The following is a 12,949-nucleotide window of genomic DNA, read 5'->3' as shown; positions in this document are numbered from 1 at the left end:
CCCCACTTGGAGTGCTGCTTCCCATGGCCCACATGACCGTTGACGACGTCCGCCGCATCCTCGTCGAGTGCGCCGGCGTCGACGACAGCATCGACATCACCGGCGACATCTCCGACCGTCCCTTCGACGAGCTGGGCTACGACTCGCTCGCCCTGATGGAGAGCGCCGCCCAGATCAAGCAGGAGTTCGGCGTCGTCGTCCCGGACGACGAGCTCGTCGAGGTCGAGACGCCGCGCGCGCTCATCGACCTCGTCAACGGCCTGGTCACCGAGGCCGCCGCCGCCTGACGCGCCGCGCGCCGCACCGAGCGGCCACGCAGCACCCGGGTCCGGGCACGGGACACCCACGTGCCCGGGCCCGGCCCCGTACGCACCGAGGAGACGAACGACATGACGGAACCGCGCCGGCACCACACCGAGCACACCCTGGATGTTTCCGCGCCCCCCAAGGTGCTCTACGGCCTCGTCGCGGACGTCACGACCTGGCCCGCGATCTTCGGGCCGAGCGTCCACGTCCACCACCTGGAGCGCGGCGAGCGGGCGGAGCGCTTCGAGATCTGGGCCACGGTCAACGGAAAGGTCAGCACCTGGACCTCCCGGCGCACCCTCGACCCCGAGGCACTGCGCGTGACCTTCCGGCAGGAGCGCAGCACGGCCCCCATAGCCTCCATGGGCGGCGAGTGGATCTTCGAGGCGCTGCCGGGCGGCGGCACCCGCGTGGTGCTGCTCCACGACTTCACGGCCGTCGGCGACGCGCCGGAGACGGTCGCGGCCGTCAACGCCGCGCTCGACCGCAACAGCCCCGAGGAGCTGGCGGCGCTGGCGCGGATCGCCGAGTACGGCGGCACCGCGTCCGACGTGGTGTTCTCCTTCACCGACACCGTGGAGCTGACGGGTTCGGCCGCCGACGCCTTCGACTTCGTCGATCGCGCCGACCTGTGGGCGGAGCGGCTCCCGCACGTCCGGCAGGCCCGGCTGACCGAGGACGTCCCCGGCATCCAGGACCTGGAGATGGACACCGTCACCGCCGACGGCTCCGCCCACACCACCCGCTCCACCCGCATCTGCCGCGGCCCGGAGTGGATCGCCTACAAGCAGCACGTCATGCCGAAGCTGCTGCTCGGCCACAGCGGCCTGTGGCACTTCGCGGACAAGCCCGGCGGCGGGGCCGTCGCCACCGCCCGGCACACCGTGGCGGTCAACCCCGAGGCGGTCACCGAGGTCCTGGGCGCGGACGCCACCCTCGCCGACGCCCGCGCCTACCTCCGCGAGGCCCTCGGCCGCAACAGCCTCGCCACCATGGCGCACGCCGCGACGTACGCCGAGCAGCGCGCCGCCGCACAGGCCGGCTGACGCCTCCCTCCCCCCTTTCCTCCCCCCCGTTTCCCTCCCCCTTCTTCCTTCCTTCCCGGAGAGGCACCATGACCGCCACCCAGTCCCTGACGGAGCTCCACTCCCAGGTCCAGCACTTCTACGCCCACCAGATGCACCACCTCGACGCCCGCCGCTTCGAGGAGTACGCGGCGACGTTCACCGAGGACGGCGTCTTCCAGCACTCGCCGGGCGCCGAGCCCGCCGTCGGCCGCCCCGGCATCGTCGAGGAGCTGGTGAACTTCCACAAGAAGTTCGACGGCGACCCGGTCACGCGCCGCCACTGGTTCAACCAGATCGCCCTGGACCCGCAGGACGACGGCACGGTCAAGTCCACCGTGTACGCCCTCGTGGTGACCGTCCGCCCCGGCGGCAAGCCCGAGATCAACCCGAGCTGCACGGTGCACGACACGCTGGTGGTGACCGGCGGCGAGGTGCAGCTGAAGTCCCGCCTGATCACCCATGACCAGGTCTTCTGACATCGGCTCCCCGAGCGAGGACGTCCCCTCCGCCGAGCGTGTGGCCGCACTGGAGCGCAGCCTCGGCGACCCCCGCGACCCGGGCAACCCGCTGGGCCACGCCGCCGTGCTGGCCGCCGACCGCCGGGGCGAGCTGCCGCTGGGCGGCGAGCCCCTGCTGGACGCGTTCGGCCTGCGCGAGGAGATCGTCCCGCAGCCCCTCGGCGGCCGGCTGACCGGCCTGGACACCGCGACGCAGCTGCTGCGCGCGGTGTTCCGGCGGGACTTCGCCCTCGGCCGCGGCCACGGCTCGGCCTCCCTGGTCTCCGCGGTGTTCGCCTGGTGCCACGGGACCGCTGAGCAGCAGGCCCGCACGGCCCGGCTGCTCCTGGACGGCGGGCGGCTGTCCGTCGCGTTCCAGAACATGTCCTACGGCAACGAGTTCAGCAGCGGCGACCTCACCCTGACCCCCGCGCCGCAGGGCGGCGCGGTGCTGGACGGCCGCAGCCCGCTGATCGCCAACGCCCCCCTCGCCGCGGGCTTCGTTCTGCTGGCCCGGCACGCGGACGGCGACGGCGCCCACTCCGCGCTGCTCTTGGACCGCGCCGACCTGCCCCCGGACGCCGTGCGGCTGCTGTCCCCGTACCACGCCACCGCGGTGCGCCGGCTGCCCGCGGGCTTCCTGGAGTTCGACCGGTGGCCCGTACCGGAGGGCAGCGTGCTCGGCGCGCCCGGCGACGGAACGGCGGTCGCGCTGCGGTCCCTGCAGGTCAGCAGGCCGCTCGTGCCGTCGATGGCGGTCGGCTGCGCCGACACCGCGCTGCGCTCGGTGGTCGGGGCGGTACTGGAGCGCACACCGGGGGTGCGCCCGCTGACCTCGCGGTACGCGCGGCGCGCGATCACGTCCTCGTTCGCGGACATGCTGGTGTGCGACTGCCTCCTGCTGGCCACGATCCGCTCGCTGCACCTCCTGCCGGAGGAGTCCAGCGTGTGGACGGCCGCCGCCATGTGCCTGGTGGTACGCATGCTGCAGCAGAGCACAGGCGATCTCGCCGCCGTCCTGGGGCCGCGCGCCCTGCAGGAGGAAGGCGGCTTCGGCACGTTCCGCAAACACCTGCGCGACCTGTCGGAGATCCCGCCCGGGCCCATCGGCGCCGCCGCGGCGCTGGCGACCCTGGTCCCCCAACTCCCCTTCCTGGCCCGGACTGCGTGGACCGCAGCCCCGCCGCCGCCCGGCCTGTTCTCCGCCTCGGCGCCCCTGCCTCCGCTCGACCCCGCACGGCTCGACCTCGCCGCCGGCGGGGACACGCTGATGGCGGTGCTGCCGCACGCCGAGGAGACCCTGGACGCCCTGCCGGTCACCGGCCCGGACGGGGAGGCGCTGCGCTCCCAGGTGCGGGCGCTGGCCGCGGAGCTGCGGGCGCTCGGCGAGGAGTGCCGCGCGCTGCCCGAGCAGGACCTCGCCGCCCTGGCCACCCCGCACGGCTACGCCCTCGCCGAGCGCTACACCCTCCTCGCGGCGGCGGCCGCCTGCCTGGGCGTGTGGCTGCACGGCGACCGGGAGCGGGAGCAGGAGCGGGAGGCGGGCTTCCTGTCCGACCCCGCCTGGCTGATCGCCGCGCTCGGCAGGGTCCAGTTCCGCCTCGGCCTGCCGGAGCCCGCGGCCGACGGCAGGCGCGGCGAGGCCCTGCTCGCGACGGCGGTGGAGCGCTGCACGCAGGGCCGCAGCCTCGACCTGTACGACGTGCTGCTGGGCGGCGCGCCGCCTGCCACGTAGCGCCCGCCGCGCCGCACCCGCCGCGTAGCACCTGCCGCGTAACCGGCAACCGTATAGAGGGAGATGACATGGCCACATCCGGTCGCCGGGGGCTGGCCGGTTCGGCGCCGGTCCGGGTGACGGCCCCGGACGGCCCGTGGACCGCCACGGACACCGCCATGGAGGAGCGGGGCTTCGCGCTCGTCTACGGGCTGATGGCCGACTGGGGCGACCACGGCCTGCCGGACGACGAACTCGGCAGGCTGCTCGGGCAGGAGGCGGAGCGCCACGCCGGGATCCGCCAGGACCGGACGCGGCGGCGCTTCGCCGCCTCCCGGCTCCTGCTGAAGTACGCGGCGGCCGCCGTCCTGGACGCCGACCCGGCCGAACTGGAACTGGCCCGCAACCCCAACGGCAGGCCCTACCTGCGCGGTTGCGGCCAGCTGGAGGTGAGCCTGAGCCACACTGGGGACATCCTCGCGGTGGGCCTCAGCCACGTCGGCCCGATCGGGGTCGACGTGGAGTCCTCGGCACGCACCGTCCACGGCACGGGCCTGGCCGAGGAGTCCTTCACCGCCTACGAGCGGGCCGCGCTGGGCTGGCTGCCGGAGCAGGACCGCAACGCGTCCATGATCCGGCTGTGGACCCTCAAGGAGGCGTACAGCAAGGCCCTGGGCCTGGGCCTGCGACTGCCCTTCACCTCCTTCGGCTTCACGATCCCGGCCGCGTCGGGCGCCACGTCCCGCCTGCTGCGCTCGGACGGCTCGCCGGCCGACGACGGCGACTGGCACCTGGAGTCCCACACGCTGGACGCGGGCTACACGGTCAGCGCGGCGGTGGCCCCGGCGGTCTTCGGCACGACGAGAAGACCGACGGCGGGAACGGTCCTGGACGCGGGTTTGGCGGCGGCGGTGCTGTCAGCTCAGCAAACCAATAGCCTGTCCGGCGCTTGAGGACGAGCGCGTTCAGCGCGATACGGGGGTCCGGGGGCTGGCCCCCGGTTACGGGAAGGGGCGGGTCAGGGGAAATCCAACCCCGCCCCCCTCGACCCGCACTCGATCCCCGCTGGCCACAGTGATCGGGTCCCACCCCGACCACCCACGGAGCGCACCCCGTGAACACCAGGAACACCAGGAACACCAGGAACACCCACGACACCCCCCGCCTCCAAGAGGTCGCTGAGAACGTCCACGCCTACGTCCAGCCCGACGGCGGCTGGTGCCTGAACAACGCCGGCCTCATCGTCGCGGGCAACCGCTCCGCCCTGGTCGACACGGCCGCCACGGAGGCGCGGGCGCGCGCCCTCAAGGACGCCGTCACGCCGCTCACGGCGCGGCCCCCGCAGTTCGTCGTCAACACCCACTCCCACGGCGACCACACCTTCGGCAACTACCTGTTCGCCGACGACGCGGTGGTCGTCTCCCACGAGCGCACCCGCACCGAGATGGCGGACGTCGGCCTGCACCTGACGGGGCTGTGGCCCGAGGTGTGCTGGGGCGACGTCTCCGTCGAGCTGCCCACCCTCACCTTCCGCGACCGGCTGACCCTGCACATCGGGGACGTCACGGCCGAGCTGCTGCACCTCGGCGTCGCGCACACCACCAACGACACGGTCGTCTGGCTGCCCGAGCAGCGGGTCCTGTTCACCGGCGACCTGGTGATGTCGGGGGCCACGCCGTTCTGCCTGATGGGCTCGATCTCCGGCTCCCTGGCCGTGACCGAGCAGCTGCGCGCGCTCGGTCCGGTGACGGTCGTGGCGGGCCACGGCCCCGTGGGCGGACCGGAGTTGCTGGACGTCACGGAGGGGTACCTGCGGCGCGTGCAGGAGATCGCGAAGGCGGGCCTCGCCGCGGGGATCGGCCCGCTGGAGGCCGCGCGCGAGGCGGATCTCGGGGAGTACGCCGAACTGCTCGACTCCGAGCGCCTGGTGCCCAATCTGCACCGCGCCTACGCGGAGGAGAAGGGGGCGCCTCCCGGCCGTCCGCTGGACGTGGGCCTGCTCTTCTCCGAGATGGTCGAGTACCACGGCGGGCTTCCCGTGTGCCACGCATGACACAGGCATGAAGCACACGTGACGGGACCCGTACAAAAGAAAACCTACCGGTCGGTAGCCTGACACTCTCACCGTATCGGAGTGGGGGGTTTGTGCGGCAGACACCTACGTTGTCAGCAATCTTGCTCAACGCGGCACAGGGATCTTTGCACCCGGTACAGGAGTGTGTGCAGTGCGATTCAACCTCATCGGCCCGTTCGAGATCGTCACCGGAGACGGACGGCCACCACACCTGCCCAGCACGCCGAAGGTCTGCCAGACGCTGGCCCTGCTCCTGACCCGGCCCAACGAGATCGTCACCTCGGAATCGCTGATCCAGGAGCTCTGGGGCGAATCCCCGCCGCGCAGCGCCCTGACCACGTTGCAGACGTACATCTACCACGCGCGCAAGATGTTCATAGCCGAGCGGCTGGTGCCCGCCGAGCGGGCCCTGCTGATCACCCAGCCGCCCGGCTACCTCATCCGCGTGGAGGACCACGAGGTCGACATCAAGATCTTCGAACGCCTCGTGCTGCAGGGGAAGACGGCGCTGGAGAACGGCAGGCCCGAGGCCGCGGTCCAGCGCCTGGAGCAGGCGCTGGCCCTCTGGCGGGGTCCCGCGCTCTCCAACATCCCCGCGGGCGACGTCCTCACCGGCCGCATCGTGCACCTCAACGAGCTGCGCATCCGGGCCCTGGAGCTGCGCATCGAGGCGGAGCTCCAGCTCGGCCGGCAGCGCGAGTCCATCCCGCTGCTGCGCGCGCTGGTCAACGACTACCCGCTCAACGAGTGGTTCCACGGCCAGCTGATCTCCGCCCTCAACCACTCCGGGCGGCGCGCCGAGGCCCTGCAGGCGTACCAGAGCCTGCGCCGGATCCTCAATGACGAGCTGGGCCTCGAGCCCTCCCCCGAGCTGCAGCGGCTGCAGCTGGACGTGCTCAACCCGTCGGACAAGGTGCCCGCGCAGCAGCGCCGCCTGGTGACCGCGGGCATCTGACCCGACCCCCCGCACACGAAGCGCCGGACGGACCCGCGACGGGTCCGTCCGGCGCTTTCGTACGAAGAATCGTCAGGCGGAGGCGTTCAGCAGCCGCGCGTACGCACCCGCCGCCGTCGGGAACTGCAGACCGCTGTGGCCCGCACCGCAGTTGACGTCCCGCCAGCGCCGCTGGAGCTCCTCGCCCTCGGCCTGCGCGCGGGTGCCGGCCGAGCGCAGCAGCCGGTCGGAGACCGTCGCGAGCATCTCCGCGGCGAGCGCGCAGTCCCGCCCGTTGCGGGCGGTGCCGAGCGCGTCGACGGCACCGGAGTCGGTGGTGCGGGCGACGCGCTCCAGCAGCAGCCCGGCCGCGTCGATCTCGCCCTCCGCGCGGGCCAGGAGCTGCTCGAAGGTGCCGTGGTCGGAGCCGCCGGAGATGGCGCCCGCGGGGGCCGCCAGCTTGGCGGCGACGAGCTCGCGCCAGCGGCGCAGCGCACCCCGGGTAGCGCCGAGCAGGGGCCCGGCGAGGGTGACGCCGTTGGCGGCCTTCATCGGCACCCGGTGGCAGGCCGCCTCCGCCTCGGGGGCGAGGCCGGCGAGCAGCACGTCGAGGGGGACGGTGAACGCGTCGGGCACCAGCACCTCGTCGAGCACGACGGTGTTGCTGCCGGTGCCGCGCATGCCGATGACCTGCCACGTCTCGCTGATCGCGTAGTCGGTGCGGGGCACGGCGAGGACGCGCACGCCGGTGCCCTCCTCGCCGGTGCGGGCGGCGACGAGCGTCCAGTCGGAGAAGTCGACGGCGCTGACGTAGTTCCACGAGCCGGTGACGCGCCAGCCGCCGCCGGGGGCCCGCTCGGCGGTCCCCGAGGGCATGAGCCCGGCGACGACGACGGTCTGCGGCCCCTTGGCCCAGACGCCCTCGCGGCCCTCCTGCGGCAGGTAGGCGGTGAGCCGCCCGGCGCTGGCGATCACGGAGGCGAACCAGGCCGCCGAGGCGCAGCCCTCGCCGAGCGCCGCGGAGGCGTCGAGGAGCTCCGCGAAGGTGCCGGCCGCACCGCCGAGCGCCGCCGGGGCGAAGTGGCTGGAGAACCCGGCGGCCACGATCGCCTCCACGACGGGCGGGGAGAGACGGCGGTCCGCCTCCGCGTCCGCGGCGTGCGCGGCGGCGAGCGGGGCGGCCGCGGCGGCGGCCTGCAGCAGGGTGGGTGCGGCTGCGTCCCTGGTCATCGTGAGGGCTCCTGTGGTGTGCGGTGGTGCGGTGGATAGCGGTGCGGGCGCGCCGGGAGGGGCCGGCGCGCGTCAGGAGGTACGGGCGTCAGGAGGTACGGGCGTCAGGAGTTCTTCGCGGCGAAGTCCCGGATGGACTCGGCCGAGTAGTCGATCATCTCGGGGGTGAGGCCGGGGTAGACGCCGATCCAGAACGTGTGCTCGGCGACGAGGTCGCTGTTGGCGAGCGAGCCGCTGATCCGGCGCGGGCGGTCGAGGTAGGCCGGGTGGCGGGTGAGGTTGCCGGCGAAGAAGCGGCGGGTGCCGATCTTCCGGCCCTCCAGGAACGCCACCAGGTCCTTGCGGGTGTAGCGGGCCTCGGGCCGCACGGTGATGGCGAAGCCGAACCAGCTGGGGTCGCTGTCGGGCGTGGCCTCCGGCAGGAGCAGCCCCGGCACCCCGTCCAGGCCCTCGCGCAGCCGCTTCCAGTTGGCGCGCCGGGCCTCGCCGAACGCATCGATCTTGGAGAGCTGGCTGAGGCCGAGGGCGGCCTGGAGGTCGGTCGCCTTCAGGTTGTAACCCACGTGCGAGAAGATGTACTTGTGGTCGTAGCCGTGCGGCAGGTCGCCCATCTGGTAGTCGAACCGCTTGAAGCAGCGGTTGTCCTCGCCCGGCTCGCACCAGCAGTCCCGGCCCCAGTCGCGCATGGACTCGACGATGCGCGCGAGCGCGAGGTTGTCGGTCAGCACGCAGCCGCCCTCGCCCATCGCGAGGTGGTGCGCCGGGTAGAAGCTGGTGGTGGCGATGTCGCCGAAGGTGCCGGTGGGCTTGCCGCGGTAGAGCGAGCCGACGGCGTCGCAGTTGTCCTCGATGAGGAAGAGGTCGTGCTCCTCGGCGAGCTTCGCGACCTCCTCGACGGCGAAGGGATTGCCCAGCGAGTGCGCGATCATGATCGCCTTGGTGCGCGGGCCGATGGCCTCGGCGATGCGCTCCGGCGTCGTGTTGTACGTGCCGAGCTCGACGTCGATGAAGACGGGCACCAGGCCGTTCTGGATGATCGGGTTGACGGTGGTCGGGAAGCCCGCCGCCACGGTGATCACCTCGTCGCCGGGCTGCAGCCGCCGGTCCTCCAGCTGCGGGGAGGTGAAGGCGGACAGCGCGAGCAGGTTGGCCGAGGAGCCCGAGTTGGTCAGGTGGGCCTTGCGCAGCTTGAAGTACTTGGCGAACTGGCGCTCGAAGCGGCGGGAGCTCACGCCGGCGGCGATGCGCATGTCCAGCGCCGCCTCGACCAGCGCCACCCGGTCGTCGGCGTCGAAGACGGCACCGGCCGGCCACACGCCGGTCTCCCCGGGGACGAACTCCTTCTCGTCCGTGCCGTGGTAGGCACGGACCTGCTCCAGAATGCGGGCCTTGGCTTCGTTCATTTCTCTTCGCCTCCTACGGCGTACTCAGCGAGTCGTCGGGCAGTGCCGGCCCGGCCTCTGCGCGCGTGCCCTGCCCGGTGGACGTCGGCGACCAGCTCCGCGTGGCGGACGGTCGCCTCGCCGGTCGTCGTACCGGCGCCGGATCCGATGCTCGTCACCAACGCTCGGACGGCGGCCGTGACCTGGTCGAACGGCTCCAGCTCCAGCTCCTCGACACCGCCCTGCCGCTCGACGACGACCACCGGGCGGTGGCCGGCCGGGGGCGTGAAGGCGTGGTCGAGGCGGAGCCGGCCCGTGCTGCCGAGCACTTCGTAACGTGACGTGTAGTGGTGTTCCATGCCGAACGTGAGGTGGGCGGTCACCCCGTCGTGGCGCCGCAGCAGCACGCTGCCCGCGACGTCCACACCCCGCTCCGCATCGGTGCGCAGGTCCGCGCCGGTCACCTCCAGGCCGGGCCCGAGCAGCAGCTGGGCGGCCCGCAGCGGGTAGACGCCGACGTCGAAGAGCGCGCCGCCGCCGAGGTCGGCCCGGTAGCGGATGTCGTCGTCGGGCCGCGGCGGGATGGCGAACGCGGCGTGGAGGGTGCGGAGCTCGCCGATCGCGCCCTCGTCCAGCAGCTGCCGCACGCGCCGGTGCTGCGGGTGGTGGACGAACATGAAGTTCTCCATCAGCACCAGCCCGCGGGAGCGGGCCAGGTCCACGAGCCGCGCCGTCTCCCCGGCGTCCAGGGTCAGCGGCTTCTCGGCCAGGACGTGCTTCCCGGCGAGCAGCGCGCGCTCGGTCCACTCGGCGTGCAGCGCCGAGGGCAGCGGCACGTAGACGGCGTCGACGTCGTCCCGCTCCAGCAGCTCCGCGTAGCCGGCGGCGGCCACGGCCCCGTACTGCTGCGCGACCTGCGCGGCCCGGGCGGCGTCGCGGGCGGCCACGGCCGTGAGCGCGATGCCCCCGGTCCGGGCCACGGCGGGCAGCACCCGGCGCAGGGCGATGTCGGCGCAGCCCAGAAGGCCGAGGCGCACGGTCCCGGCCGCGGGGTCCCGCTCCGCGGCGTTCACCGCAGGAACCGCAGGCAGGCCAGGAGGTTGCGGGCCTCGACGTTCACGTGGTGGGAGTGCCGGACCATCGCCCCGAGCTGATGGGGCGTCATCCATATGTGGTCCGGGCCGGCGTCGAGCGGGAAGTCGTCGGGCGCCTCGACCGCGAGGTAGCGGTTCTCCGCGTGGTAGAAGCGGCCGCCCTCCTCGGAGTGGACGACGTCCAGCAGGACCCGCCCGGGGGCGGCCGAGAGCACCTCGTCCAGGAACCGCGGACGGCTCCCGGCGGGCAGGCCCTCGTAGTTGGCGGGCGCGCACTGCACGGTGGGGCCCATTTCGAGGACGTCGAAGCTGCCCGCCTCGGTGCGCGCCTTCACCAGCAGGTGGACCGTGCCCTCGATCCGCCGGGTGAGGAAGGCGATCACGCCCCGGCCGACCGGCGCGATCATGGGCTGCGACCAGCGGGCGACCTCGCGGCCCTGGGCCTCGACGTCCACGCCGATGACCTTGAAGAAGCGGCCGCTCTCGTGCACCACGGCCCCGTCGGACTCGGCCCAGCCACCGACCTCCGACAGCGGGATGCGGCGGCGGTCGAGCCGGTGCGAGGCCTTGGCCTCGGTGAACCAGCTGAGCAGCGCGGCCGTCCCGTGCAGGGCCCGGCCCTCGGCGCCGGTGGTGCGGCCCTGGACCGCCCAGCCGTCGGGGAGGCCCGACAGCACGGTGCGGGTGTCCATGTTGACGAGGTTCTCGACGTTCAGCAGCTCGCCGATCTGGTCGAGCGTGAGCCAGCAGAAGCCGTCGCGGACGGGGACGTCCCCGTCCGCCTCGATGATCATGTTGCGGTTGCGCTTGCCCAGGAACCACGACCCCTGCTCCGACTGCAGCGCGTCGAAGATCACCCGCCCGGTGCGCGGCGCCAGGAAGTGCTCCAGGTACGGGACGGCGTTCCCCTGGTGCACCCGGGTGAAGTTGCTCCGCGTCGCCTGCACGGTCGGGGAGAGCTGCAGGATGTTGATGTTCCCCGGCTCCATCTTCACCTGGAGCAGGAAGTGCGGGACGCCGGCGAACTCCTTCACCAGGATGCCCAGGATCCCGGACTCCGGCTGCACGATGATCGGCTGCGACCAGACGGCGACCTCGCGGTTGTCGGTCTCCGCCGCGATGCCCTCGATGCTGAAGAACCGCCCGCTGCGGTGCCGGATATCGCCGGTCCCCGGCTCGAACGACCAGCCGTCGAGCCCGCGCAGCGGGGCGGGCGTCACCCGGTGGTTCTGCGCCGCGCGCTGTTCGGCGAACCAGTCGTGGAATTCGCTTGTCTGCCGGAACACGGCAGCCCTCCTCATGATGTGCGGTTGCTTCAGCATTCGGCACCCGGTTAGAGCGCCGCTCGAAGGAGGCTCAGAGCCGCCGGGCCCGCGTCAGAGCGTCAGGCCCACGCGCTGCGCCGCGGTGGCGAAGACCTCGGCGGTCTCCGGGAGCCGGTCGATCCCGTCCCGGTAGGCCGCGCGCGCCTCCGCCAGGCGGCCGCGGACCAGCGGGTCGTGGAGGATGCCCGTCAGGCCCTCGACGACGGCCCGCTCGTCGAACAGCTCGGCGCGTACGGCGGTGTCGGCGAACGGGTTGTCCACCAGCAGCGGACCCATGACCTTGTTCCAGCTCAGGGGCCACATGTGGAACGCGGGGACGGCGCCGGGGAAGTCCGCGAGCCACGCCCGGACCGCGGGCGAGAGCCCGTCCGGCGCCCCGGCCCGCCCGCCGTCGCCCGCCGCCTCCGCCATGTCGTGGGTGTTGACGGCGAACAGCCCGGGCACGTCGGCGAGGACGGCCCGTTCGAGCGCGTAGGACGGCACGAAGGCCGACATCACGGCGTCCGAGGCGCCGACCAGGGCGTGGTAGCGCTGAGCGGTGTACGAGGACTCCACGTGGACGCGCTCGGGCGGCAGCCCCAGCCCGTCCAGGTACGGCCCGGCGACGACGAAGTGGGTGTCGTCCGGGAGCTGCCGCAGGTAGTGCCCGATCAGCCGCGGCACGCGGACCGCCAGCTCGCGCGTCCGGGGACCGGCCCGCGTCTGCATGGTCTCCTGCCACGGCAGCGTCGGGAACATCAGCAGCCGCTCCGCCCCGCCGAGCCCCAGCGACCGGCGCACCTCGGCCCGCTCCGCGTCCGTCAGCGGCGCGATGCCCCGGTTGGCGCGGTACGGCAGGCCCTGCCCGCCGGCCCTGGCCTCCGGGCGGCCCATCGGCACGGGGTGCAGGTGCACGGGCATGTCCAGGATGTTGCCGTCGGCGACGACGGTCTTCCCCAGCACCTCCAGCTCCCGCGTGATGTTCGTCAGGTCGTGCAGGTCGATGGGGATCACCGGGACGCCGAAGTCCTCGACGTACCAGGGGTCGGTCTCGTAGCTGACGAGGTGGGTCAGCCAGTGCGCCAGGTAGTCGCTGAGGACGATCGCGTCCGGCCGGAACTCCCCGACGACGCGCCCGACCTCCTCGCGGACCCGGCCGCCCATGGCGGGCGTGATCACGGTGTACGCGTATCCGGCGGTCTTGAGCTGGTCCTCGTTGAACTCGTCGATCACGAAGTGACTGACGACGCCGGCGTCCTTGAGCTGGTCCGCGAGGTCGAGCCCGATGGTCGTCTCGTGCAGGGTCTTGGACAGCGGGGACATGAACAGCAGTCGCATGACGTGGTC

At 73.0% G+C, this 12,949-nt stretch carries 12 protein-coding genes; 7 read left to right on the top strand and 5 right to left on the bottom strand.

Annotated features, from left to right (window positions below):
* The first annotated feature begins 23 nt into the window (after positions 1–23).
* From AS857_RS34240 to AS857_RS34210, 7 genes are all read left to right on the top strand, one after another.
* A complete protein-coding gene (locus AS857_RS34240; protein WP_058047372.1) occupies positions 24–287 on the top strand; it encodes an acyl carrier protein in 264 nt (87 codons plus the stop codon).
* Positions 288–389: 102 nt separating this feature from the next.
* Positions 390–1,352, top strand: coding sequence for an aromatase/cyclase (locus AS857_RS34235; protein WP_058047554.1), 963 nt, complete (start codon positions 390–392; stop codon positions 1,350–1,352).
* A 68-nt stretch (positions 1,353–1,420) separates the two neighbouring features.
* Positions 1,421–1,849, top strand: a complete 429-nt coding sequence (locus AS857_RS34230; protein ID WP_058047371.1) for a nuclear transport factor 2 family protein — start codon at positions 1,421–1,423, stop codon at positions 1,847–1,849.
* On the top strand, positions 1,833–3,605 hold the full coding sequence (locus AS857_RS34225) for an acyl-CoA dehydrogenase family protein (RefSeq protein ID WP_063804434.1): 1,773 nt from the start codon (positions 1,833–1,835) through the stop codon (positions 3,603–3,605). The genes AS857_RS34230 and AS857_RS34225 overlap by 17 nt, the downstream gene beginning before the upstream one ends.
* A gap of 68 nt (positions 3,606–3,673) precedes the next feature.
* The gene (locus tag AS857_RS34220) at positions 3,674–4,537 is read left to right on the top strand and encodes a 4'-phosphopantetheinyl transferase family protein (protein ID WP_058047369.1); all 864 of its coding nucleotides are present in this window, start codon (positions 3,674–3,676) and stop codon (positions 4,535–4,537) included.
* 161 nt (positions 4,538–4,698) lie between these two features.
* Complete coding sequence (locus AS857_RS34215) at positions 4,699–5,637, top strand: MBL fold metallo-hydrolase (RefSeq protein ID WP_058047368.1); 939 nt, start codon at positions 4,699–4,701, stop codon at positions 5,635–5,637.
* A gap of 172 nt (positions 5,638–5,809) precedes the next feature.
* A complete protein-coding gene (locus AS857_RS34210) occupies positions 5,810–6,613 on the top strand; it encodes an AfsR/SARP family transcriptional regulator (RefSeq protein ID WP_058047367.1) in 804 nt (267 codons plus the stop codon).
* A 72-nt stretch (positions 6,614–6,685) separates the two neighbouring features.
* On the opposite strand, the gene AS857_RS34205 is transcribed toward AS857_RS34210, so the two are convergent.
* The 5 genes from AS857_RS34205 to AS857_RS34185 all read right to left on the bottom strand — a co-directional run bounded on the left by AS857_RS34205 (position 6,686) and on the right by AS857_RS34185 (position 12,940).
* Positions 6,686–7,822: an acyl-CoA dehydrogenase family protein gene (locus AS857_RS34205; protein WP_058047366.1), complete on the bottom strand. Its 1,137-nt coding sequence runs from the start codon at positions 7,820–7,822 to the stop codon at positions 6,686–6,688.
* A gap of 104 nt (positions 7,823–7,926) precedes the next feature.
* Positions 7,927–9,225, bottom strand: coding sequence for a lipopolysaccharide biosynthesis protein RfbH (gene rfbH / locus AS857_RS34200; protein WP_058047365.1), 1,299 nt, complete (start codon positions 9,223–9,225; stop codon positions 7,927–7,929).
* The gene (locus tag AS857_RS34195) at positions 9,222–10,277 is read right to left on the bottom strand and encodes a Gfo/Idh/MocA family protein (RefSeq protein WP_063804433.1); all 1,056 of its coding nucleotides are present in this window, start codon (positions 10,275–10,277) and stop codon (positions 9,222–9,224) included. Before AS857_RS34195 ends, rfbH begins: the two co-directional genes overlap by 4 nt.
* Positions 10,274–11,584: an NDP-hexose 2,3-dehydratase family protein gene (locus AS857_RS34190; RefSeq protein WP_058047364.1), complete on the bottom strand. Its 1,311-nt coding sequence runs from the start codon at positions 11,582–11,584 to the stop codon at positions 10,274–10,276. Before AS857_RS34190 ends, AS857_RS34195 begins: the two co-directional genes overlap by 4 nt.
* A gap of 90 nt (positions 11,585–11,674) precedes the next feature.
* Positions 11,675–12,940 carry a DUF6365 family protein gene (locus AS857_RS34185; protein ID WP_058047363.1) on the bottom strand — a complete coding sequence of 422 codons (1,266 nt, stop codon included), beginning with the start codon at positions 12,938–12,940 and terminating at the stop codon, positions 11,675–11,677.
* Between the last annotated feature and the right edge of the window lie 9 nt (positions 12,941–12,949).

It is taken from the genome of Streptomyces roseifaciens (assembly GCF_001445655.1).
Lineage (GTDB): Bacteria > Actinomycetota > Actinomycetes > Streptomycetales > Streptomycetaceae > Streptomyces > Streptomyces aureoversilis.
This window is presented reverse-complemented; position numbering and strand designations above follow the sequence as displayed.